The sequence below is a fragment of the Thiofilum flexile DSM 14609 genome, from assembly GCF_000380185.1.
GTDB classification, from domain to species: domain Bacteria; phylum Pseudomonadota; class Gammaproteobacteria; order Thiotrichales; family Thiotrichaceae; genus Thiofilum; species Thiofilum flexile.
The window spans coordinates 15,333-38,098 of the sequence record NZ_KB904769.1 but is presented as its reverse complement, the minus strand read 5'-3'; the positions used below and the strand labels follow the sequence as shown (position 1 = coordinate 38,098).

Here is a 22,766-nt window from a genome sequence, read left to right as displayed (position 1 = left end):
TTGCCCATTCTCTTTAAAAGGTTGGTACTAACACAAAACGCTTCATAAAGCGCTCTATCGCTGCCACAAATGCGAGCGGAGTTTCTTGCATAGGATAATGCCCACTATTGCCTAGTATCTCTAGCGTTGCATTCGGATACCACTTCAAATAGGTGTCCGCCATACTAGACTCTGTAATAGCGCGATCATGTTCCCCCACTAAGGTGAGTAGTGGCGTATTCAAGCCCATGACGGAAGCTGAAAAATCATCAAAAACCCAAGCTTTTAGATAACTTGCATAGGCTTCTTCTGTCGTGGTTAGGTAGGATTCTTTTACTCTATTATCTAACCATGCTGCGGGTAAACGCTCGCCAGTGATGACATTTAAAATCATTCTACGGCACTCACTATCCGTAATAGATGCTTCAAATATAGCCCAATTACTTTCATCGAGCTGTGCGCCACTAGCGGGTATGGGGGTTACAGCGATGGCTGATTTAATCCGCTGCCAATCATTAATATCCACGAGCAAACGCTGCATAGCCATCGCTCCCATAGAGTGACCTATGACATGAAACCGCCGCCACCCTAAGTGTTCTATTAACTCGATCATATCAGCGGCTATCTCTGTTAGGGTATAACGTCCCTTAAGCTGGCGTGAGCGCCCATAACCACGATAATCTGGAAAAACATAAGTGAATGTTTGACCATCTAGTACTGGCAAAATAGGGCTCCAAACGGTATGGTCACTCATCCAACTGTGAAATACCAAAACCGGTTCTGCCCCCTCGCCTATAGTGGTATAACCTAATGTCATGACACACCCCTCCCACTTATTATATTGTATAGATTATAGACTAGCGTGTTATGAATAGTGGCACAATACTATACTCTGGTAATCGTAGTTTTTGACCTCTGTGGATACTCCTGAGAAGGGTCTATACTGCGCCTATTGGATAAATCAGACTGAAGGATTAGTCATGTTGAAAACCTTAATTCCTACCCTTTTTTGCTCATTTACCCTAAGCGCCTGTGGTGGTGGATCATTGTCCTCCATGAATACCACAACTAGCAGCAGTGCTCCTTTTGTTAGTAATAATCCTACCCTCAATAAGTTGCAAGGCGAGTGGGGGCGTTCCGACAATGGAGCGGCTGTGTTTAAAATAGCGGGTGAAAACCTAATTTGGTTTAAAGGCAATAAGTCTTATCCTCTGACCTTAGAAGGTAATAACTTAGTTGGTACTATCACCGATACCCGTGGTATTACCTGCCAAGTGACTCTCGCTTCTGCCGGAGAAAACTTGAGCATGGGGCAACGTAACTGTGTGGATGCAGCAGGTGCTCCGCTCACTCTGGCACAAACACAAGTTAACTTTGTTCGGGTTACACCTAAACCTGCCCCTGAGGCTATGTCCTGTGAGCAATTACAAGCCGAACTCAATCAACTAGAAACCACAATTAAGCAAAAAGATACACAATATCAAAAGCTTAAAACCAATAACTCTGCTTGGGCCAAAGCACAACGTGATCGTTTAGTGAATGATAATAGCTATACAGTCTATCGTGACCTTTCCGTCATGGGTAAACAAAAAGGCTGTCCCATCACGACAACATTTGATAATCCTTCAAAGTAAGCCACTCCTGTTGGACTTAGGTGGGTGCTTCACTTAAGTCCCTTCCTCTCGCTGATAGCTGCATTTTAGCTATTAGACAAAATACAACAGCTCATTAATTGAGCAACCAGAGTGATATTTTAAGTTATTGTTTTTATTAAATTAATTATAGTTAACATCCCCTTCAGATAGAGTGTGGTATAAATAATACAATACCCCTCATACCTTTTTTTTAGCGCGATGTTAGCGTGCTCGTTATAGTGGCCTCATATTGAGATAGAAAACGCTCTCATTGAGAGTAGAAGTACTGAATAAGTACTTCATTTATAATAAAAACTATAACGAAGGTTACTTTTATGTTGCGCTTATCAATTATCTCTGTAGGGCTAAGCACTGTGCTGTCTATTATTACTGTTCCTAGTGCTCATGCTAATCCCTATGGCTATCAGCAACAATATTATCAACCCACTCATTACCCAGCCCAAGTCCGTTATAATCCACAACCCAATAATAGAGCACAGCGCCCTAACCAACGCTACTTTCAACAGCCCCAATATCAACCCCAGTATCAGCCCCAATATCAACCCCGATACCAACAAGTCAGTTATCAAGCTGAATACTCGGATGAAGTAACTCCACCCGACTATACCCTCCTACCCTTTCAGCAAAGTGCTCAATATGCCCCTCCTGTTACCGAGCGCATGATGATTCAAGCGCCTCAACAGCAAGCACTTACCCCAGCTCGCCGCGTTATTTTAGAACGCGCTCATCAAGTCCTAGGGGTACGATATAAATATGGCGGAAACTCGGTGCGTGAAGGTTTAGATTGCAGTGCCTTGATACAACTCACTCATAAACCTATAGGTCGCGCTATTCCACGTACTGCGGCTGAGCAAAGCCGTGCAAGCCGGACTATTTCTCGTAACGAACTCCGTCCGGGTGATTTAATTTTCTTTAATACCTTCGGAAGCGGTGTCAGCCACGTTGGTATTTATGTGAAAAATGGTACTTTTATCCATGCGGCCTCCGGTGGAGGGCGAGTGATGATGGATAATCTTAGCAAAAACTATTGGCAAAAACGTATTGTTAAATATGGAACTTTCATAGGCTAATCCACTGATTATACGTGTATTTAACCACCTTAATATGAACTTAATTACCAGACGGTCAGACTCAGCATGTAGATGGGCTTCGATAATCTGAGCAAATCTGGCTATACTTGACTTGCGTTATTCATTTAAAAATCTGAGGAGTATACAAAATGGGTCTATTTGATTTTGCACGTAATATTGGTAAACGAGTTTTCGGTAGCGAAGAAGAAGCTCCAGATGCATTAAAAGCACATGTTGAGCAAAACAACCCAGGTGTCGACAATTTACAAGTTCAGGTAAAAGATGGGGTTGCCACAGTAAGTGGTGATGCAAAATCACCTGAAGCACTCGAAAAAGCAGTGCTAATGGTTGGTAATGCGATGGGTATTCAAGAAGTTAAAGCCGACAATATGACGGTAGCAGGTACACCTGCTGATCAGTCTCAAGTCGCTGTTTCTGATGATGAATACTACACCATTCAAAAAGGCGATACGTTATGGAAAATTGCTGAGCGTGCGTATGGCAAAGGCAATTTATATAACCAAGTATTTGAAGCTAATCGTGAAGTCATTGAAGATCCAGATAAAATCTTCGTGGGTCAAAAAATCCGTATTCCTAGAAACATCTAATTTGTCACTTTTTTAGTTTAAAAGGCAACAATCAATGGATATGAGTAATATCGTTCAACTAGGCGCACAATTGTTCCAAGGACAATTGGATAGTGACCGTGATGGACAAGTGGAAATGACTGAAATTGCAACTGCGCTCATGGGATTAATGAGTGGCAGTAATAATCAAGGTCAAGGTGGCCTATTAGGTAGTTTAGCCTCTTTAGCCGGTGGCGCTCAAGGCTCTCAAGGCGGTGGTTTATTAGGCGGTCTAACCTCATTGCTCGGTAGTAACACGCAAGCGGCTCCTGCTCAAGCAGATAGTGGTTTGATGTCTATGGTACAATCTTGGGTGGGTACAGGTGCTAATCAAGCACCTAGTGCTGATCAAATCACTCAGCTTGTAGGCCAAAATCAGCTCTCTACTTTTGCTCAACAGTTAGGTATTAGCCCTGATCAAGCAGTGAAAGGCTTACAACAAGCCCTACCACAAATGGTGGACCAAGCGACACCTAGTGGCTCCTTGGATTTAAATAGCATTTTAAATTCAGTAGGTGGCGTATCAGGCGCTATTGGTTTAGCGAGTAAAATCCTCGGTCGTTAGTTAATTACTTTTAATTAGCACCACAAAAAGCCATCCTTGTGATGGCTTTTTTATGGGATAGTCTTCAAAACTTAATAAGCCTCTAGCTCTATCCTAAGCGCTATTCTCACCTAATCCCGGACATACCATGGATGCAATCTTTTGCTCCACGCTATTAAATTTCTGCACTGCTATTAAAATGGCGCGAAAGGCTAAAAAAGCATTGGCCGTCTTTGACACATCCATAGGCACACGCATAGTAGGGGCTGAAATTAAATAGGGAAATTGATTCACACCCGTTTCTATAATAAGAGCATTACCCACCGGAACTTCACCATAGAATTCGAGCAGTATTTTTTCTCTCACTCGCCTTTCAATATCCCAACCTAATTTCTGTGAGATCTTTAAATCTAACCCACCATCCATAAATCCAAAGCTATTGGCTGGACTCACCAATGCATCTGCTTGTTGCTCAAAGATATCGCCATCAATGACTTCCACATCGTTACAATCTTTGAAGCTTTGCCGCCAACAATGAATTAGCGCAATATTAGAAGCGACTAATTTGATAAGCAAGATAAATTACCTCCTTTAAATAACCCCCAAGATATTTTCATTAAATCCAATCAAAAAACATTACCATCTACTGAATATATGCCATCTCTTAAAAAATTAACTTTATAAGAGTATTACCTAGCCAAGTACTCTAAACTACTGGAGATAGAAAAATATATTTTTTATAGCGTTCACTGATCTATCAAATTTATTGGCACTCATAGTAGTTAATCCTGTAACAACTATAGTGATAAAAATTATAACATCAGATATTAAATATCAAAAGTTTAGTAAAATGCTTAATATTAAATCTCTCATCTTTAATGATTTTTATGAGCTTGCTTTAGATATTTTATATCTAAATCTTGGCTATTTTTATCACCAACTACAACAACGGTAAATATGTTACCTTTTTTTCTGATATATAAGCGTCCTGAAGTACCAAACCCTATCTCTTTCACATCAGCTCCATGAATATTATCTCGGAAACTAGCCCTTTGTGGTGAGAGCTGCAATAGCATAAACTGCTGCTCTAGCTTAATTTGTGCCTCATCATTTAATCTAACAATAGTCCTTAATGCCTTATCTGTTATTTCTAATGAAGAGTACATCGACTTAAAGCGCTTTCTGAAAAGAGAAATAGCCTTCTCTTGTGCTGCTAAGAAAGCATCTTTTTGTGCTTTCCAATCATCATTATCTTTCAGTAGCTCCTCAATTTTACTATCCTTTTCCTCCAACTGAGTAATGAGTTCCTCAATATCCTCCATAGAAAAACTTGAGTTTTGTTTATTAATAAAACTAGTCAGATCAACATCTTTTTTATTTAGCTCATCTCTCAACTTTGAGGCTTCCTGTTTGAAACGTAAATTTTCAACCTCTAAATCAGATATATGGGACTCTTTCTTACTAAGCTCTTCAGCAACTTCATCTGATACAGCACCCCATTTCCCAGCACCACATTTAGGGCACTTATAGCCCTTACTTATGATCCACTGAACTATTTCCTCCTTAAAGATTAAGATACCTACACCACCAGTGATAATAGCGACGACAATAGGTAAAGCAAATCCAGTTCCTGCAAATAAGTATGCCGTCCAAGCCCAATATCCACCAACTGGCATAGCTCCGCCAATTATTTTAACGAATAGACTCACTGTTGTTTCTTCTAAGTAACCACATTCTTCACATCTTATTTTCATTAATATCCCCTTATTATTTTAATTATTTAAAGCTAATACTTTATTTACCTATAGATTAAAATGATATGTATATAGCGTTGATTTAAATAAATTAATCTATAACTCTTTAAATGATTTTGACATTCTAACAGTTATATTGTTATAAAATGGCTTCTGTGATTTTGGATGCTCAAAATAAAACGATATAACTGATCCAGTGGTTTTACTAAGTATAGTCTTTTGATAAAATATATTATTATTATGATAGCCACTGACTACAAACCAACTTTTACCTAGACGCTTATAAGTGAAGACCTTTTCATTTTTATCACTTGGATTTAAGCCATCTGCATAAAGCTCTTTAATTGTTTTGTGGTCTTTATTTTCTTCCCCATAAGTAAAGAGTACAGTTTCTTTATCACTTGATTTAAATGCTTGCTCCATACCATTCTCTGACTCTCCTTCGGGATAGAGTACATCTTCTGGCAGATCAATAATAAAACCTGCCTCACTATTTTTATAGATAAAATAGTCTACTGTTGTTTTTTTAGTAGGCTCTACAATGGCTATATTTTTTGCTTTTGGTTGCTCAGTAGCATCACACCGAACAAGGTTAGTGCCCTCTGAATCTCCCCCCGGATAGAATAAAGTAATATTATTTGAATCCTTAATATTGACTCTTGCTGCCCCACTATAATTTTCCTCTGCTAAATCACAGGAGGCTTGATAAGTTATTTCAGTACTACTTTCTTTTTTATTAGATAGTACACATTTACCATCATATAGACCAATGGACTCCTTGCCCTCACCAAATTTAATACTACCCTTGCTAGACTTCCACTTTCCTAATGCGATACGATTTTGATTATCGGTATCACTACATCCCTCCTCATCAATCCCCCACCACCCATTAATACTAATAGATGCCGCACTTGCTGATACAGAACAAACGAACCACAGAAGCATCATCGCTATCACTTTATAGATATACATATTATTACTTTTTCTCATTATTTATATTGATAGAAAGCCACCCTGCTCAGAGGATGGCTTTGAGTATTGGAACTTAAATTCTAGCTAGATGCCAGTTGAGGGGTATTGCTGGTATTTTCATGATCTCCATCTCATACAGACCTGAGCTACATCATTAAGCGTAGTCTTCAAACAAGAGGTTGATTAGCTAATCTAGTAACTTTTTTAATTTTTTCACTTGTCGATCGTGAGTTAGATGAGGTGAGGCTCTTGATCAGGTAAGCGGTGCTTTTTGCTAACTGAGGTGATCATAACAACTATTTACCACACATCCTACCGCCATGGTAAGGCTTAAGACCGAACTCAGCATTATTCATATCCATCATGGCAGTATTGTTTCTAACTAAACTATCTGTACAAGGCGAATAGACCTGATGCTGAATTAAATAGCCTTATAGCTACAGCTCGATAGGGAGTTTTTTATCCCCTATCGAGCTCTACTAAAAAGCACTAACCATATCATTTTAAAGCGCTTTAAATGATTTTGACATTCTTACTGTAATATCACTATAAAATGATTTTTTTGATTTTGGAAACTTGAAATAAAAAGACAATACTAGACCAGATTTATCACTTAATATAGTTTTCTTATAAAATATATCATTATTATGATAACCACTTACAACAAACCAGTTATCGCCGAGTATTTTATAAGTAAAAACCTTTTCATCTTTATCATCTGGATTTAACGCATCAAAGTAAAGCTCATCAATACCTTTATCATCTACGTTCCCTACTCCAGAAGTATAAAGTATGGCACTCATATCAATTGATTTAAATATTTGTCCCATATGATTTCCCGACTCGCCTTGTGGATAGAGAATCTCTAGGGGAACATCAATAACAAATTCAGCTACATCATTTGTATAAGTAGTATATTTTATTTTTGTTTTTTTATCAGAGCTTGCTACTTTTTTATCTTTCTCTTTAGGTTCATCCTATCCCCACCAACCATCAATATTGGACACTGCACCAACAGATACAGAACAAACTAACCATAGCAGCATCATAGCTGTCGCTTTATAGGCATAAATCATTTTAGTTACCTTTTTCATTTATATTAACAAAAGCCTCTTACTAAGAGAGTAGACTTAGATTATAGACGTGAGTTAATACGTATTTCTGGTATATAACTCATACAAGACTTAGGCTATACCATTCATTATCAGCATAGCCTCTAACTAGAAGATCTATTTTAAAAATCGGCTCTTCAGGATCTTCCGTGGTGAGAACCTTTCTCATTATTCTGTTGGATAATTCTGCTTAACGAAATCAACAAGTTGAGATGCTCAGTCTGCTAAATTTCGCTCTTAATATGATTAAAAATTCAGCATTACCACGGGAAATCCCAAAGAGCCAAAAAATCTTCTTAGGCTAATCTTTTGCGCTCGTCCACTGCGTATCGGTTGCTTGATACTGTTCTTGTCGATATAAGCTAGGCGAGATACCTTGCAAATTTTTGAAAAACCTAGAAAAATAGGCTGAATCTTTAAACCCCAAGGTCAGTGCAATATTATCTAATGAGTCGGTGGTATAAATCAGCCTGCGCTTAATCTCCAGTAATAGACGATTTTGAATCAATGCCTTAGCTGTCATACCTAGATGTTTAGTACAAAGCCGATTTAAGGTGGAGGGTGAGACATACAGAGCATTCGCATAATCTTGCACACTCCATTGGCTGCGATAGTGTTTATCCAGCAAACTACGAAATTTAAATCCTAATTGCTTACTATTATTTTCATATTCGGATTCAAAAGGCTGTTGATAATCAAGTTGGCGCTTTAGCGTCATGAATACCATTTTCACTAGCCAACCCAACATAACGGTATGTCCGCTCACTCGTTCACTCAGCTCTCTCTCAATAGATTGAAATAATTGCTGTAATTGCATCAGTAGCATACTACTCTCGGCAAATTCAATCGCTTGGGGACTAGCTAATAAACTATTAAAATAAGGCTGTAATTGTTGTTGCTCATCCACACTCAATAATGGCTCTACAATAGTTAATACTATGCCTTGGGTATCAATAGGAAAACGAAAACCATGTACACAATTAGGCGGTATACTCACTACCCAATTACCTGTTAGGCTTAAATGCTTATCATCTAAATATACCTCCATCCCTCCTTGATATAAGCATAAAAGCTGAAATAGTTTACCATGACGATGAGGTTTAATAACCCAATCATATTGCAAACTACGAGCCGCTATATTTTCAATATGCACAAATTCGGGTTGTGATTTAAGGTTAACTTCACCATATAGTCCCACATTAGGAATCGTTGTTTTCCTTGTTTGGCTCATCATTACCCCCCTCCTTTTTCCTAATCAGTCCGACTCCAGTTCACTGATGCCGACTACCTAGCTTGCGCTCTGCATTAAAAGTACCAGTAACTGCTCAGCAAGTGAATGTATCTATGCTCTGCTTTTCATAACAATAACTCCTAGCTAATCACTCAACTATCAGCTCATCAGGAGGAGCTTCCCTATGAAAACACTCAGCACGCAAGTGGCCATTATTGGCGCTGGGCCATCAGGCTTATTACTCGGTCAATTACTACACAAACAAGGGATTGAAACGATTATCTTAGAGCGGGTCACGGGTGAATATGTGTTAGGCCGCATTCGGGCGGGCATTCTAGAGCAAGGTTTCACGGAGCTGGTGCGCGAAGCTGGTGTGGGGGAGCGCATGGATCAAGAGGGTGAAGTGCATGAGGGCTTTATTATTTCCGATAATGGTAATTGCACTCACATTGACTTAAAAGCGCTCACTGGCGGCAAAACGGTTACTTGTTACGGGCAAGTCGAAATTACTCGTGATTTAATGGCAGCTAGAGCCGCCGCAGATTTAACTACCTACTACGAAGCATCAAATGTGCAACCCCATGATGTAAATAGCAGCCAGCCTTATATTACTTTCAGCTATCAGGGTGAGGATTACCGCCTTAATGCCGACTATATTGCCGGTTGTGATGGCTTTCACGGTATATCACGCAAAACTATCCCCGCACACTTACGTACTGAGCATGAGCGCGTATATCCGTTTGGCTGGTTAGGGGTAATGAGTGATACCCCGCCCGTGAATGAGGAACTGATTTACTGTAAACACGAACGCGGTTTTGCCTTAGCCAGTCGGCGTTCTGCCACGCGCTCACGCTACTACTTACAAGTCCCCGTGAGTGATAAAGTCGAGGATTGGTCAGATGAAGCTTTTTGGGAAGAGTTAAAACGCCGCCTCCCCGCTGAAGCCGCCGCACAATTAATTACAGGTAATAGTATCGAAAAAAGCATTGCCCCCTTACGCTCTTTTGTCTGCGAACCTATGCAATATGGGCGGTTATTTTTAGTTGGGGATGCCGCGCATATTGTGCCTCCTACAGGTGCAAAAGGGTTGAACTTGGCGGCTTCTGATGTTGCCACCTTGTATAAACTACTGACTCGTGTCTATCGTGAGGGTGATACAGCCTGCCTACAACAATACTCGCCTATTGCTTTGCGCCGGGTTTGGAATGGAGAGCGTTTTTCATGGTGGATGAGCAATATGCTGCACAATTATACTGGCATGGAGGTGTCAGGTATGCAGGGGGAAACATTCAGCCGCTTTATGGACTCTGAGCTGCATTATTATCTTAATTCAGAAAATGGACGTAAAGTTATTGCAGAACAATATGTTGGCCTGCCTTATGAAGAACCTCTGTGAATCAGCCCTATTGAAACCCCATAATAGCTCGAAATTTAAATTTATTAGTCATTCATTGCCCGAAACTACCAAGCGCCTCGATACGGCTTGGTAGTGACTTTATAGCTCAACCCATTTTTAGGATACATTGAGCGTTTGTTCCCAGATCTGACAGCCTTCGGGTAGTTGATACTGTTGCAAACTAAATCCCTCAATGGCTTCTAAGCTATCCTGATCTTGGGTTGACATTAGACAAGCGTGGGCAAGCTGCTCTTTCGTCAGGCCTTTCACGCCACGCAAGTCGGTCAAATGAATCAACGCATAATTCAAACTCGCCCCCGTGAGATCAGCGTCTTTTAATTGGGCAAGGCTTAAATTAGCGTAATCGAGCTTGGCATAGCGAAAGTTAGAATTAGTAGCATTACTACCGCTAAAATTGGCAAGACTCAAATTGGCCCCCTCAAAGTTACGTTGTCTTACATTAGACTCCGCACGATAGGCTGGGGCTTTCGCTTGTGTGGCGAGAGTGACTGGTTTTTCTACCGAGGCACTCGGTGCTGGCATGAGTAATAAACCACTTAAAAACGTTTCCAATAAGTCAGGCATAGTAACTCCCTTAGTATAGTTGTTGACGACCATGAAATGAGTGCAGCAGGGTACATCGCTAACCTCACTAATCACGACTTCAGGATAAGGCGTGCCTTAAAGTGTAGAACTTAATAAAACGCTTTTCTGAGTATTCAGCCCAGCCTTTACGCCACTTATCGGGAAAGGTCAGAAAAACTGCGCTAATACCTGCCCTAATTGCACTGATTGGTCAGTCTGACTAGTATTTGCCCAGTTTAAATCTGGATTAGCGAGTAGCAAAATGACGGTTGACCCCATATTAAAGCGTCCCATCTCCGCGCCCTGTGCTAGTTGAGTATCTATAAATGTCTGGGCTTGTATACTAGATTTAGGCGGAGGGGTTACTAAACCTGACCACACGGTTTCAATCGCTGCAACATTAATCGCCCCGACTAATACCATCGCCATTAAACCATGATCGGTTTCAAAGAGTGCCACCACCCGCTCATTACGCGCAAATAGACGTGGCACAGTACGCACGGTATGACCCGCCACACTAAACAAACGCCCCGGAATATAGACTTGTTCGATTAATTTACCCGTCAAAGGCATATGAATCCGGTGATAATCCCGTGGCGATAAGTAAATCGTCATAAATTGCCCGTGCATAAAAGGCTTAGCGCGATCCTCATCCCCACCCAATAATTCTAAGGCAGAATAATCATGACCTTTAGCCTGAAAAATGCGTCCCTCTTGAATACGACCTACTTGACTGACACGCCCATCTACCGGACTGACTAACGTTTTAGCGCCCGCTTGTATAGTGCGGACACCTGCTTTTAGACTACGGGTAAAAAACTGATTAAAGGTTTGATAATCTTCGGGATTCGAGTGTTCGGCCTCCGCTAGGTTCACCTTAAATATTCGACTAAATAAGCGAATGGCTGGGGGTACTAGGCGTGGACATTGAACCCGTGTTAGGCGAAACACCACACGGGAAATCGCATGATGAGGCAATAGATATAAGGGCCAACTCTTTAGATAATCTAGCAGCATAATCTTACTCTTTGGAGCTTTTATGGAGAGGTGGTGATACTAAAGATTCTGAGAATTACACTCAACCTTTATTCCGAATTAGCTGAATGTGCTATATCATCGCGCTATCGAGCCAGATTCAGTATAATCTCTCGCTATAATAATGATCTCAAACACCCAGAAGCATAAGTGTTGAACTAACCGGACGATTGTAATTATGCTCGCAAGGAGAATTTTTATGTCAAACACTGAACCAGGCGAAAGTGCCTTAGGTTTTGCCGCCGCCCGAGAGCTACAAAGTAACTTTAAACAGGTAGAAGAGTTGATGGTGGGCTTAGCCAAATCGTATGAAGGAATGAATCTAGATCCGCTAAATCTTAAAAAGGTCTACACCGATTGGTGGGCAGCGCTGAGTGCTGATCCACAAAAAATCATCCAAGCCAATTTAGAATTTTGGCAAAAGTCCTTTATGCTCTCGCAACAGGCTATGTTATCCCTCATGGGGCAAAAAGCAGAGCCTGTGATTACACCAGAAAAAACAGATCGCCGTTTTAGTCATGAAGATTGGATGGAAAAACCTGCCTTCGACATGATTAAACAATCTTACCTACTCACTTCACAATGGATGCGTAACCTAGTTACGGATGTGGAAGGCTTAGACGAGCATACGGCTGAGCGGGTTAAGTTTTTTACTGAGCGTATGTTAGATGCCGCCTCCCCTACTAATTTTGCCCTTACGAATCCAGCCGTATTAGAGAAGATTAAAGAAACTAAGGGCGCTAACTTAGTTCACGGCCTGAAAAACATGCTTGAAGACCTCGAAGCAGGTAAAGGCGAACTACGTATTCGCATGACCGATACCAGTGCCTTTAAACTCGGCGAAAATGTAGCGGTCACGCCGGGCAAAATCGTATTCCAAAATCGGATGTTCCAACTCATCCAATATACCCCGACCACTGAAAAAGTGCTCAAACGTCCACTATTGGTCGTGCCGCCTTGGATTAATAAGTTCTATATTATGGACTTACAACCGAAAAACTCCTTATTAAAGTGGTTAGTCGAGCAAGGCCATACAGTATATGTTATGTCGTGGGTTAACCCTGACGAGACTTATGCCAATGTTGGGTTTGAAGAGTACGTCACTAATGGCGTGATCAAGGCACTCGATGCGATTGAGTACGACACGGGCGAAACCAAAGTTAATACGATTGGTTATTGCATTGGTGGTACATTACTAACCTCTACTTTAGCTTACCTAAAGTCCAAAGGTGACAATCGCATTGCTAGCTCAACCTTCTTCACCACGATGTTAGATTTCTCTAACCCCGGTGAATTAGGCTTGTTCATTGACGAAGAGCAAATTAAAGGGCTTGAGTCTAAAATGAACGAAAAAGGCTTCCTCGAAGGCAGTAATATGGCGGGAACCTTTAACCTAATGCGGGCTAATGATCTGATTTGGTCATTCTATGTGAATAACTACCTCCTCGGTAATGATCCACGTCCGTTTGATCTCCTGTATTGGAACTCAGACTCTACCCGTATGCCGGCTAAGATGCATTCTTGGTATTTGCGTAATCTCTATCTGCAGAATGACCTCTGCAAACCTAAGGTATTAAGTATTGATGGTGTACCTTTAGATATCACCAGCATCGATGTACCCGCTTGCTTTGTTTCTGCGATTGAAGATCATATTGCGCCTTGGGTATCCACCTATTCAGGTGCCAAACTCTTTAGTGGCGATGTTACCTTTATTTTAGGAGGTTCTGGTCATATTGCGGGGATTATTAACCCACCGAATGCGAATAAATATGGCTATCGTGTGGGTGATAACTCTGCCCCTGATGCTAAAACGTGGCTAGAACAGCATGCAGTTAAAACCGGCTCTTGGTGGCCTGAGTGGGATCGTTGGGTAAAAGCGTTAGATTCTACTATGGTTCCAGCCCGTCAACCGGGTGCTAACAAGCTTAAAGCCATAGAAGATGCACCGGGGACTTATGTCAAAGTACGTTTGGATGAGCCGACTCCCGTAGTGGAATACACTCAGCTTGAGGCTAAACCAGCGAAAAAGGCTGCAGCTAAAGCGGAACCTGCCAAAAAAGCAGCGCCTAAAGCCGAAACTAAAGCAGAAGCGAAACCGGCTGCTAAAAAAGCCCCTGCTAAAGCGGCTGAAACCAAACCAGCAGCCAAAAAAGCAGCGCCTAAAGCTGATAAACCCGCACCTGCAACAGCAGTAAAACCTGTTACAGCGGAATCTACTCCCGTCCAAGCGGTTGTGAATACAGCGCCAGAAGCAGCGCCATTAGAGTTAACCTCTGCGCCTGCACCTGTCGTGCCAGAGCCTGCTGCACCTGCTCCAGTAACGTTTGAGCAAGTAGCACCTGTGTCAGAGACACCATCCGCACCCGCTGATAACATAGCTCCCGTTGTATTGGATACTAATAATCCTACCCAAACTAGCTAAATCGGCTACTTAGAAGAGACCTTGTTATGAAGGTCTCTTCATCTAACTGTTCTCTGTTCAAAAATGCACACTAGCTGATATTCAGACCTGATCTCTGATCAAGAATAAGCTGATGCACAAAACCCAACTTCTCCCTCACCCTAGCAGAAATCACAAAAGGATAAAGATCGGGCTGTCCCATACTCCGATTGAGGCTATTGACGGACATCGTTAGCTTTAGCCAAGCGGATAAGATAGGATCAATATCCTGTTGAAGTAATAGATTATCTCCCATCCTAAGCTCTAATGCTAAGGGGGACTCTTGCTGCGGTGTGCTACCAATCTGGGGATGAATACCTAAACCATAAACCTTGGCGGTATGCAACGTAGAAACCATATGCATATAGTGCGCCCAAGTCTCCGCCCAGTCTTCCCAAGGATGAGTAGAGGCATAGGTGCTAACAAACTGCACCTGCCAATTACCCGGTGGCCCCTCTTCATAGTGTTTTTCAAGTGCCTCCTGATAATCCTCACGCTCATCACCAAACAGAGCACGAAAAGCCTCCAGACGCGCACTATCGGGACTGATCAGCAAATCCCAATAATAATGCCCCACCTCATGGCGGAAATGCCCAATCAGGGTACGGTAAGGCTCATCCATCTGCTCGCGCATTCTTTCGCGCTGCACGGGGTCGGCCTCAGAGATATTCAGCGTAATCAGCCCCTGCATGTGCCCTGTCATCACATGCTCTCCATCCTGCATCATGTCATCAGACAGAAAATCGAATGATAATCCCGACTCCTCATCAATATTCTTGCTCACTACTGGCAAGCCAAGCTGTAAGAGGTCATAGACCAACCAGTGTTTAGCCACCTCTATTTCAGACCAAGCCACACGATGCTGCTCTGAATCCAAATTAGGCACACGATCATTCAGATCACACGCTAAACAAAGGGTATCCTCGGAATCTGCGGGTAACAGCCAATTACAAACGCCATGAGTAAAATTATTACAATATTTGAAGCGCTGAAAAGCATTATTATAAGCACTCAAGCCGCCCTCAAAATGGGGAGTCAAGGTAATAAGACTCATTGTTGTGGGGAGGAACCCCAGCGCACTATAGCATTTTTCACAGTAAGTATTTTCAAAGAAAATAATTTGCTGACAATGCTGACACTGAAATATTTCCATTAATTACTTCTCAAGTCTTTTAGCTACAAGACCCTGATATGCTGCAAACATGCAGTGCTAACGCAACACACAAGGCGGGTATTCAGGTGAGCGAGCGGAAATGATGTAAGATTATTTATGCACCGCTGCTTAAATGTATAGTATAGGCGATGCCCACTCGATACTTAGAACCTGTGAAAAATTAGGCATATTCTTCCGTGCCTGAACACAAGAAGAATATTACCCTCAATAGTAATACTCCCAAACTCAGTAGAAAACTGAATATAGGGAGTCTAATGGTGAAAAAGTTCTCTACACCTTGAACTTTTTATTGTGCTGCCGGACGATAGGGCTTAGTCAAATTATCGGCCTGCATAAACTGCTCCCACTGCGCCTCATTCATAATACCTTGTGCAAGTACTAAATCCCTCACACTATGTCCGGTACTAATGACTTCTTTAGCGATTTTGGTAGCGGCTTGATAGCCAATGACGGGAATTAAGAAAGTTGCCAAACCGGGGCTTTGCTCTACTCGTGCTCGTAAGCGTTGCTTGTCTTGCTCTGTGACCACAATACCCTGCACATGCGTGGTTAAAGTGCGCATAGCACGAGTCATCATTTGCATAGATTGTAAGAGGTTAAAGGCAATAATCGGCTCAAAGGCATTGAGCTGTAACTGTCCGCCCTCTGCTGCAATCGTCACCGCAAGGTCATTACCAATCACTTGGAAGGCCACCTGATTCACTACCTCTGGAATGACGGGATTAACCTTCCCCGGCATAATCGATGAGCCTGCTTGGACGGCAGGCAGGCGTATATCACCAAATCCAGCCAAAGGCCCACTGCTGAGTAAGCGCAAGTCATTACAAATTTTAGAAAGCTTAACTGCAATCCGTTTAATGACACCCGAAAAGAGCACAAACACCCCAGTATCCCAGCTCGCTTCGACCAGATCTAAGGCCGGACGCACGGCAATACTGAGCTTTAATTCATCATGTAGAATATGATTAACCTCATCCAAGACACGAGCACGATATTCAGGGCTAGCTAAAATGCCTGTTCCAATCGCTGTACCACCTAAATTTAACTCGCCAAGGAGGGGGACATTCCGCTCTAATTTATCGATGTCTTCTTCTAAGGTTACGCCAAAGGCATGGAACTCTTGTCCTAAGGTCATAGGGACCGCGTCTTGTAGCTGCGTGCGCCCCATTTTAATGACTTCGCTAAACTCCTCCCCTTTAGCCATAAAGACCGCAATCAAGCCCTGCATAGCAGCCGTGAGTTCGGTATAGGAGAGCATTAAAGTCAAACGTAAAGCCGAGGGATACACGTCATTGGTTGACTGCGCCATATTCACATCATCATTGGGATCCACCGGATTACCCTCTGGGTGAAATTTAGGAAAGCCGAGCAATTCACGCGCCCGCTTGGCAATGACCTCATTAGCATTCATATTGGTGGAGGTTCCCGCGCCCCCTTGAATCACATCGACGAGAAACTGACGATGCAAAAATTGATTGCCTTCAATAATCTCATCACACACCCGAATAATCGCATCCCCTACCGTGAGGCTCATATTAGGATTAGGGACACGTTTCAGATTAGGCTCATTACCATTCGCACGCGCTGCGGCCTTTTTAATAATCGCCAGACTTTTAATGAGCTTAGGGAAGTGTGAAATGGGAATGCCGGTAATTTTAAAGTTTTGAATCGCACGCGCGGTCTGTGAGCCATAGTAGGCATCATTGGGAATTTGCACCTCGCCCATGGAGTCGCGCTCAATGTGGCTACGTGTCGGATGATCTTCTTTTTCTAATCTACGCGTCGCATTAATCGCAAGCTGGCGATAAATCTTACGCGCCATTTCCGGCTGTGCTAGCAGGAGCTGCTCCATATCAATGCGTCGAATCACCAGTGCTTGGGTTTCGATAATAGAGCGATAGGACAGCTGATGTACCTTCTCAGGTTCTAGGATCATTTCCTCGCCTAGAATTTCATTGGCATAGCGCGAAGCAATATGTTGTTGAAAGCCCTCTTCTTCGTGGCGAAAAATCTCGATTTCACCCGATTGAATAATCATTAAAACACGGCGCGGCTGCCCGGCTTTCATATCAAACTCTTGGGGGAGCGCTACATCATTAACAGCAAATTTTTTCGTGGTGGTAATTGCAATAAGTTGTTGAGTTTCATCGGAGGTGAGTTCGGGGAAAACGGTCTGTAGAGTCGTTTCAATCATGACATATCCTTGTTGGGTGCTAGCACCGTGCGGTAGATCGTTTTTAGTATGCTGACTTTCTTTACAGAATGGCTGTAAGAGAGGCGCAATAATAGCACAAATTTTATTAAATTCGCCTCCTATCCCCTTGTTGAAGCAGGGTGATAAACCCGTTTTTCTATCTAGTTTTATCCCAGCCACAGCACCACACTCAATAACACACCATGCAGTAAAGCGCTGGCAATGGTCATGCGAATAGCTGGCTCTAGTTTTGTAGGTTGTTGAGCATTCGCTATTAATAATAACGCCGCTCGCAATGCTAGTCCCTGTGGTAGCAAAGCTAATAAGGCCGCTACGGGTAGCAAGCCTCCTAACACTAATCCCATCAAGATCAGCATACTAATCAGCACACTCCCCAGATAAACCCACGCCATGGGTTTCGCACCATAACGCACGACCCAGTGATGTTTACCACAAGCAGCATCGGCCTCTTGATCGGGGAACTGATTAATCAACAGAATATTCATTAACAGCAAGCCCAGCGGCAAGCTTACCAACACCGGATATAGCGCCAAGGTCTTAGCCTGCACATACCACGCTCCGAGCGGAATCAGCACGCCAAATCCCAACGCAATAGCTGGTTCGCCCCAGCCTCGACTATTAAGGCGCAAAGGCGGTGCAGAATAGCCCCAGCCCAGCAATACCCCCGCTACCCCGATCAGCAACAGCCCCACTCCACTGAGCATAGTCAACCCTATGCCCAGCACGACTACCGCCCCCATTAAAAGCCATCCGAAACGCCGCGTTTCATCGGCACTCAGCACCTCATTCTGGATAAAGCGGCTACCACCTGTGAAGGGAAAAATGCGCTCCTGATTATAACGGTCAGTGCCATTGAGTTCATCGTAATAGTCATTCAAAACATTCACCCCAGCCTGTACCAATACCACTGCCAGCAGGGTTAGAACTAAGAGCAGAATACTCACCTGCCCACCTTGATAAACAAAGGCTGCCACGCCCAATAGTGCGGGTACTAGGCCTGCTGCTAGAAAGCCCGGACGCGTCGCCAACCAGTAACACAGTAATGGGTTATTGCGTAAGGATTGATCTGGTTCTTGTGGCATATGCCTTCCCCCAACTGACTAACAATCGATCAGTTTAGCATTTCAGTAAAACCCCTGAAACCGCAGGTTGAAATGGGTAATGCGATTAAGGAGTTGAAACACTTTCATATCATCGGTGCAAGTTAAGCTAAAAAAAGATTTGAGTTGATCTCTACAAGTATTTTTCAACACATCTAACGCATTACGGGTAAAAGTACCGGGTATTCTCTGCCTAGGGTTGATGATTAATGAAGGCAGTAAAACAACTTGACCGTTACACGGTGGGATTTTTGGTTCCTTGGTTACGAGGATTCCAATTTGTATTTTGCTTTCCATTTATGCCACAACCACGGTAACAGTACAAACCACTGTAAGTACCCTATGCTCACACAGACAATAGATACACATACAGCATCCCATACACTTGTCAATGTAATTTCAAACCAGCTTAAAGCAGCTCCAACGATAAAGAGAGCTACCCAACCTAGTGGAATACTTAAAGCTAACATTACAAATCCATGACCAAATAGAATCTCATCTTGGATTTTTTGGTTAATCGGGTCTGTATAGGAAATTAGGACATGGATTGATTGTATTAAAATCGTACTGAACCAAAGTGAAATCAAACCATATCTTAGAGTAATCATTTTAATCATAACCCTCTTCTCAAACAAAATCTTTCAAAAGCCAAGCCATATTTTAGAGGATATCTTTTAAGCGTATTTATAATTTTCCACGTCAATAAGACATTCTACCTTTGATAGAGTATTTTACTGTCATATAATTTCTCTGGTCATTCGTGCATTATAAAAATACTCCAATTTTATCTCTGGCAATATATTTTTAATAAGTATGGCTAGTTTCCCCCCCTCCTCATCAAGCTCAGTAATAATATCATTATCAATAAACCCACCATATTGTTCCTTCTCATATTTTAATAGCCATTGATTAAATCCATCTATTATTTCACAACTTAAGCCTAATTCATCGATAGCAAGATAATTTCCTTCGTACTTATCCCTTATCCCCGTACCATTTAATGAGGCATCTATTACTAAATATTTCATTTTTTAACTATCTTGTAGGCTTTATAGGTCTAAAAAATCGCTAGTCTATTACCCCATAGCTAGTCAGTCCCATTTCAAAAATACCACTTTTTCCATTCAATGTTCCCTCTAACTGGAATATTTGATAACCATTATTTTTAGGTATAGGTTTAGCAGTAAAATAATTTGACCGTTACACGGTGGGACTTTTGGCTCCTTTAGGCAGATAGACCCACAGACTCATTTTTTTTCAAAAATTAGCTCTGTAGAGCCATCTTCTAATGAATTGTTCTCATCAAAATGCAAATGAAAACCAAGAGGAACTTCTTCTTGAGCTAGACCTAATAAATGATTAGCTAAAGAAATAAGCCCCGCTTTATTTGCTTTTATCAAAAAAACACTTTCATCAATTGTAGTTTCAATATAAAATCCATTTTCCCATTCATATTTAAATCCATCATCTGAATGATATTTTGAAATTTTCATTTTTATGAACCATATTAATAAAATAGTTAATCAAGCAAATAGATGTGATAACGGGTGTGGACTCGATGAGAGCGGCAATGGTAATGCAATTAAGGAGTTGAAACACTTTCATATCATCGGTGCAAGTCAAGCTCAAAAAAGATTTGAGTTGATCTCTACAAGTATTTTCAACACCTCTAACGCATTACTCACGGCATTAGGTCTTTTTTGAAAAAAGACCGCCTAAAAACCCCTTCTTTACTGTTACTCTTGGATTTTTAATCTTTCCACTGAGCCAAAATGAGCCTGAAATAACGCTCCCCACTTTAATGGGTTTCTGTACCAACTCTAGATCCGTAACTACATCAATAGTGCCACCCAATGTTTTGACTAAGGCCCAGTGGTAATTATTATTAGTTAGAGGATTGGTACATTCCTTTTCTTTCAGCACCGTACCTGTAAAAACTGCATAGGGGCGTGGAGTAGCCTTAGGGTCTTCCTTATCAATAAATAAACCAGAAGGGATAAATGACTCAACCGAAAACTTTGGTTCTTTTGTTTGAGAAGAGTCATATTCTGCTTCGGAATCATAAACTGTCAATTCATGGGCAAATGCACTGAGAGAGACTTCGCTAATAAAAGGAAAATCTAACGTACCGTATATAGCCTTGTTAACTAAATCAAAAACAAAGGGATATGCACCACTTTCTGGATTATCTTCACTCGGATCTGCCCACCCATGAATGGAGCCGTCAAACGGAGTATCATCTGAACCAACAATTTCGCTCATTACACCAACACTCATGTTTGACTCGCCGCTAAAGGTCGGCACCAACCCCACTAAGTTGTTCTCCTTATCGACCTGAAGCCATAACTCAGCCCCCTCTGGTGACGACCATTTGAGGTAATAGCCATTAGCGCATTCTAACCTCTCAGCATGGTGAGAAACTTTCTCAGCTATGTCATACAGTTCTTCTGCAGATTCGATTGGAAATCCAATTGTTGAAAAATGACTAGGCATATATACCCTCCATAGATCTAACAGACTATATCGCTCCAGATAGTCAGACCTTGGTACAGCTAGTAATACTCTGAGCTTACAAGCATTTCCACCCAAGGCACCATATCTGTCTCTGATTATACTGCCAGTTTATAATTTATTGAACGGCATTTGCCCATTACCCACACTCCAGCTACCATCTACGGTGGGCTTCTTTAATAACTAACCGGAGGTTTCATTATGAATCCAACCCACTTTAAGCAACTGTTACGTTACGCCGTCATCGCTGCCCTCCCCGTTGCTAGTCAGAGCGCCTGCGTACCAAACACGCCATCCCCCACTAATGAACCAATTAAAATAGACGATCCTTGTCGTAGTGGTGAGGCAACACGCAAAACCGCACAAGAAGCCTTTTCTGCTCAGATTAATGCGGTCAATACGCCTCTCACTGCCGCGCAGTGTATTGCACTATGCAAACAAACTTTTGCCGAGCAAAGGATTGGTGGTATTAATGATTTAGCGAAACTAGAACGCATTAATGCGAGTGATTGTAAAACCGAAAACCGCCCCTTTAGCGATATTATGGGCGGACCACGCATGCCTACCCCGTCCACTTTGATTTCTTGCACCGTGAATTACACCGCCATCCACGCCGCCTATACCTGCCCCAGACCCATGCCAGGTCGTGCCCCTCATGGCTTACATATTTCTGCCCTAGCGCCCATTGCCTTCAATCCTATCGGGCAATATCTCGCCGATATGACCGCGATGGAAACGGCTGCTATTACCGCCTTTCGTTATCTCGCACGTGAATTAGAGGCTTATGGCGCACCGGATAAACTGATTGCGCGGGCGTATCAGGCCGCTGATGAGGAAGTGCGTCATGCAGAAATGGCAGGGCTATTATCCGAGGCTTATGGCGGGATCGCAGCCAGTGTTCAAGTTGATGATTTCCGGTTACGCTCACTCTATGAAATTGCGCTGGAGAATGCGGTAGAGGGTTGTGTGCATGAAACCTTTGCCGCTGCTTGTGGCCTATGGCAAAGCCAACAGGCTGAATTAGGGGTATTCCGTCAAGTGATCGGGCATATTACGGATGAAGAAATGGATCACGCCGCCCTATCTTGGGATATTTATCAATGGATCATGCCGCAATTAAGCGCTCTCGAACAGGCCCATATTCGGGAAGCTCAAGCTGAAGCCATTCACAATCTAATGCAGGATTTCAAACAAGAAAGTGATTCACAAATCCAGCAGGCTTTCGGTCTACCTGCACATGCGGACGCTGCCCGACTATTTGAGCAGCTAAAAAATGCCGTATGGAACCCTATTGCGTAGCTAGATCGAAGAAAAAACAGGTACTGTAAGCATCTGTTTTTTCAGTGACTAATATATATCTACGCTAT

At 42.3% G+C, this 22,766-nt stretch carries 22 protein-coding genes; 7 read left to right on the top strand and 15 right to left on the bottom strand.

Annotation, left to right across the window (positions count from 1 at the left end):
* Positions 1 to 13: 13 nt before the first annotated feature.
* Positions 14 to 796, bottom strand: a complete 783-nt coding sequence (locus tag A3IK_RS0109935) for an alpha/beta fold hydrolase (protein WP_020559835.1) — start codon at positions 794 to 796, stop codon at positions 14 to 16.
* 163 nt (positions 797 to 959) lie between these two features.
* On the opposite strand from A3IK_RS0109935, the gene A3IK_RS0109930 reads away from it, so the two are divergent.
* From A3IK_RS0109930 to A3IK_RS0109915, 4 genes are all read left to right on the top strand, one after another.
* Positions 960 to 1,613: a hypothetical protein gene (locus A3IK_RS0109930; RefSeq protein ID WP_020559834.1), complete on the top strand. Its 654-nt coding sequence runs from the start codon at positions 960 to 962 to the stop codon at positions 1,611 to 1,613.
* A gap of 335 nt (positions 1,614 to 1,948) precedes the next feature.
* Complete coding sequence (locus A3IK_RS20325) at positions 1,949 to 2,704, top strand: C40 family peptidase (protein WP_020559833.1); 756 nt, start codon at positions 1,949 to 1,951, stop codon at positions 2,702 to 2,704.
* A 149-nt stretch (positions 2,705 to 2,853) separates the two neighbouring features.
* Positions 2,854 to 3,312, top strand: a complete 459-nt coding sequence (gene lysM / locus A3IK_RS0109920) for a peptidoglycan-binding protein LysM (protein WP_020559832.1) — start codon at positions 2,854 to 2,856, stop codon at positions 3,310 to 3,312.
* Positions 3,313 to 3,346: 34 nt separating this feature from the next.
* Positions 3,347 to 3,895, top strand: a complete 549-nt coding sequence (locus A3IK_RS0109915) for a YidB family protein (protein ID WP_020559831.1) — start codon at positions 3,347 to 3,349, stop codon at positions 3,893 to 3,895.
* Between the two features lie 93 nt (positions 3,896 to 3,988).
* Here the strand turns inward: A3IK_RS0109915 and A3IK_RS0109910 are convergent, their stop codons facing one another.
* The 5 genes from A3IK_RS0109910 to A3IK_RS19125 all read right to left on the bottom strand — a co-directional run bounded on the left by A3IK_RS0109910 (position 3,989) and on the right by A3IK_RS19125 (position 8,946).
* Positions 3,989 to 4,450, bottom strand: coding sequence for a macro domain-containing protein (locus tag A3IK_RS0109910; protein ID WP_020559830.1), 462 nt, complete (start codon positions 4,448 to 4,450; stop codon positions 3,989 to 3,991).
* Between the two features lie 299 nt (positions 4,451 to 4,749).
* The gene (locus A3IK_RS21555; RefSeq protein WP_020559829.1) at positions 4,750 to 5,628 is read right to left on the bottom strand and encodes a hypothetical protein; all 879 of its coding nucleotides are present in this window, start codon (positions 5,626 to 5,628) and stop codon (positions 4,750 to 4,752) included.
* 96 nt (positions 5,629 to 5,724) lie between these two features.
* On the bottom strand, positions 5,725 to 6,576 hold the full coding sequence (locus tag A3IK_RS0109900; RefSeq protein ID WP_162596638.1) for a hypothetical protein: 852 nt from the start codon (positions 6,574 to 6,576) through the stop codon (positions 5,725 to 5,727).
* Positions 6,577 to 7,103: 527 nt separating this feature from the next.
* Positions 7,104 to 7,430, bottom strand: coding sequence for a hypothetical protein (locus tag A3IK_RS0109895; RefSeq protein ID WP_020559827.1), 327 nt, complete (start codon positions 7,428 to 7,430; stop codon positions 7,104 to 7,106).
* A 583-nt stretch (positions 7,431 to 8,013) separates the two neighbouring features.
* Positions 8,014 to 8,946, bottom strand: coding sequence for a helix-turn-helix domain-containing protein (locus tag A3IK_RS19125; RefSeq protein WP_020559825.1), 933 nt, complete (start codon positions 8,944 to 8,946; stop codon positions 8,014 to 8,016).
* A 181-nt stretch (positions 8,947 to 9,127) separates the two neighbouring features.
* Between A3IK_RS19125 and pobA the strand changes: the two genes are divergently transcribed.
* Positions 9,128 to 10,339: a 4-hydroxybenzoate 3-monooxygenase gene (pobA, locus tag A3IK_RS0109880; RefSeq protein ID WP_020559824.1), complete on the top strand. Its 1,212-nt coding sequence runs from the start codon at positions 9,128 to 9,130 to the stop codon at positions 10,337 to 10,339.
* A 117-nt stretch (positions 10,340 to 10,456) separates the two neighbouring features.
* On the opposite strand, the gene A3IK_RS20320 is transcribed toward pobA, so the two are convergent.
* Entirely contained in the window at positions 10,457 to 10,924 is a 468-nt protein-coding gene (locus tag A3IK_RS20320; RefSeq protein ID WP_020559823.1) for a pentapeptide repeat-containing protein, read from the bottom strand.
* 168 nt (positions 10,925 to 11,092) lie between these two features.
* Positions 11,093 to 11,941: an archaetidylserine decarboxylase gene (gene asd, locus A3IK_RS0109870; protein WP_020559822.1), complete on the bottom strand. Its 849-nt coding sequence runs from the start codon at positions 11,939 to 11,941 to the stop codon at positions 11,093 to 11,095.
* Between the two features lie 217 nt (positions 11,942 to 12,158).
* Between asd and A3IK_RS0109865 the strand changes: the two genes are divergently transcribed.
* On the top strand, positions 12,159 to 14,381 hold the full coding sequence (locus A3IK_RS0109865; protein WP_020559821.1) for a PHA/PHB synthase family protein: 2,223 nt from the start codon (positions 12,159 to 12,161) through the stop codon (positions 14,379 to 14,381).
* Positions 14,382 to 14,451: 70 nt separating this feature from the next.
* On the opposite strand, the gene A3IK_RS0109860 is transcribed toward A3IK_RS0109865, so the two are convergent.
* The 7 genes from A3IK_RS0109860 to A3IK_RS0109825 all read right to left on the bottom strand — a co-directional run bounded on the left by A3IK_RS0109860 (position 14,452) and on the right by A3IK_RS0109825 (position 21,381).
* Positions 14,452 to 15,552 carry a zinc-binding metallopeptidase family protein gene (locus A3IK_RS0109860; RefSeq protein ID WP_026220910.1) on the bottom strand — a complete coding sequence of 367 codons (1,101 nt, stop codon included), beginning with the start codon at positions 15,550 to 15,552 and terminating at the stop codon, positions 14,452 to 14,454.
* A 307-nt stretch (positions 15,553 to 15,859) separates the two neighbouring features.
* Entirely contained in the window at positions 15,860 to 17,767 is a 1,908-nt protein-coding gene (locus tag A3IK_RS0109855) for an aspartate ammonia-lyase (protein ID WP_245539471.1), read from the bottom strand.
* 167 nt (positions 17,768 to 17,934) lie between these two features.
* The gene (locus A3IK_RS0109850; RefSeq protein ID WP_020559818.1) at positions 17,935 to 18,870 is read right to left on the bottom strand and encodes a prenyltransferase; all 936 of its coding nucleotides are present in this window, start codon (positions 18,868 to 18,870) and stop codon (positions 17,935 to 17,937) included.
* 281 nt (positions 18,871 to 19,151) lie between these two features.
* Positions 19,152 to 19,505 (bottom strand): hypothetical protein, encoded by a 354-nt coding sequence (locus A3IK_RS0109845; RefSeq protein ID WP_020559817.1) that lies wholly within the window; start codon positions 19,503 to 19,505, stop codon positions 19,152 to 19,154.
* 120 nt (positions 19,506 to 19,625) lie between these two features.
* Entirely contained in the window at positions 19,626 to 19,916 is a 291-nt protein-coding gene (locus tag A3IK_RS0109840) for a hypothetical protein (protein ID WP_020559816.1), read from the bottom strand.
* A gap of 219 nt (positions 19,917 to 20,135) precedes the next feature.
* Positions 20,136 to 20,381 (bottom strand): Imm32 family immunity protein, encoded by a 246-nt coding sequence (locus tag A3IK_RS0109835; protein ID WP_020559815.1) that lies wholly within the window; start codon positions 20,379 to 20,381, stop codon positions 20,136 to 20,138.
* Positions 20,382 to 20,577: 196 nt separating this feature from the next.
* Complete coding sequence (locus A3IK_RS0109825) at positions 20,578 to 21,381, bottom strand: hypothetical protein (protein WP_020559813.1); 804 nt, start codon at positions 21,379 to 21,381, stop codon at positions 20,578 to 20,580.
* Between the two features lie 219 nt (positions 21,382 to 21,600).
* On the opposite strand from A3IK_RS0109825, the gene A3IK_RS20315 reads away from it, so the two are divergent.
* Positions 21,601 to 22,698 carry a ferritin-like domain-containing protein gene (locus A3IK_RS20315; protein WP_020559812.1) on the top strand — a complete coding sequence of 366 codons (1,098 nt, stop codon included), beginning with the start codon at positions 21,601 to 21,603 and terminating at the stop codon, positions 22,696 to 22,698.
* Positions 22,699 to 22,766 lie beyond the last annotated feature (68 nt).

What these genes read in the sequence shown, in the direction of transcription:
- A3IK_RS0109935 (WP_020559835.1), bottom strand. Translation starts at nt 796, where the DNA reads ATGACATTAGGTTATACCACTATAGGCGAGGGGGCAGAACCGGTTTTG.
- A3IK_RS0109930 (WP_020559834.1), top strand. Translation starts at nt 960, where the DNA reads ATGTTGAAAACCTTAATTCCTACCCTTTTTTGCTCATTTACCCTAAGC.
- A3IK_RS20325 (WP_020559833.1), top strand. Translation starts at nt 1,949, where the DNA reads ATGTTGCGCTTATCAATTATCTCTGTAGGGCTAAGCACTGTGCTGTCT.
- lysM (WP_020559832.1), top strand. Translation starts at nt 2,854, where the DNA reads ATGGGTCTATTTGATTTTGCACGTAATATTGGTAAACGAGTTTTCGGT.
- A3IK_RS0109915 (WP_020559831.1), top strand. Translation starts at nt 3,347, where the DNA reads ATGGATATGAGTAATATCGTTCAACTAGGCGCACAATTGTTCCAAGGA.
- A3IK_RS21555 (WP_020559829.1), bottom strand. Translation starts at nt 5,628, where the DNA reads ATGAAAATAAGATGTGAAGAATGTGGTTACTTAGAAGAAACAACAGTG.
- A3IK_RS0109900 (WP_162596638.1), bottom strand. Translation starts at nt 6,576, where the DNA reads ATGATGCTTCTGTGGTTCGTTTGTTCTGTATCAGCAAGTGCGGCATCT.
- A3IK_RS0109895 (WP_020559827.1), bottom strand. Translation starts at nt 7,430, where the DNA reads ATGGGACAAATATTTAAATCAATTGATATGAGTGCCATACTTTATACT.
- A3IK_RS19125 (WP_020559825.1), bottom strand. Translation starts at nt 8,946, where the DNA reads ATGATGAGCCAAACAAGGAAAACAACGATTCCTAATGTGGGACTATAT.
- pobA (WP_020559824.1), top strand. Translation starts at nt 9,128, where the DNA reads ATGAAAACACTCAGCACGCAAGTGGCCATTATTGGCGCTGGGCCATCA.
- A3IK_RS20320 (WP_020559823.1), bottom strand. Translation starts at nt 10,924, where the DNA reads ATGCCTGACTTATTGGAAACGTTTTTAAGTGGTTTATTACTCATGCCA.
- asd (WP_020559822.1), bottom strand. Translation starts at nt 11,941, where the DNA reads ATGCTGCTAGATTATCTAAAGAGTTGGCCCTTATATCTATTGCCTCAT.
- A3IK_RS0109865 (WP_020559821.1), top strand. Translation starts at nt 12,159, where the DNA reads ATGTCAAACACTGAACCAGGCGAAAGTGCCTTAGGTTTTGCCGCCGCC.
- A3IK_RS0109860 (WP_026220910.1), bottom strand. Translation starts at nt 15,552, where the DNA reads ATGGAAATATTTCAGTGTCAGCATTGTCAGCAAATTATTTTCTTTGAA.
- A3IK_RS0109855 (WP_245539471.1), bottom strand. Translation starts at nt 17,767, where the DNA reads ATGATTGAAACGACTCTACAGACCGTTTTCCCCGAACTCACCTCCGAT.
- A3IK_RS0109850 (WP_020559818.1), bottom strand. Translation starts at nt 18,870, where the DNA reads ATGCCACAAGAACCAGATCAATCCTTACGCAATAACCCATTACTGTGT.
- A3IK_RS0109845 (WP_020559817.1), bottom strand. Translation starts at nt 19,505, where the DNA reads ATGATTAAAATGATTACTCTAAGATATGGTTTGATTTCACTTTGGTTC.
- A3IK_RS0109840 (WP_020559816.1), bottom strand. Translation starts at nt 19,916, where the DNA reads ATGAAATATTTAGTAATAGATGCCTCATTAAATGGTACGGGGATAAGG.
- A3IK_RS0109835 (WP_020559815.1), bottom strand. Translation starts at nt 20,381, where the DNA reads ATGAAAATTTCAAAATATCATTCAGATGATGGATTTAAATATGAATGG.
- A3IK_RS0109825 (WP_020559813.1), bottom strand. Translation starts at nt 21,381, where the DNA reads ATGCCTAGTCATTTTTCAACAATTGGATTTCCAATCGAATCTGCAGAA.
- A3IK_RS20315 (WP_020559812.1), top strand. Translation starts at nt 21,601, where the DNA reads ATGAATCCAACCCACTTTAAGCAACTGTTACGTTACGCCGTCATCGCT.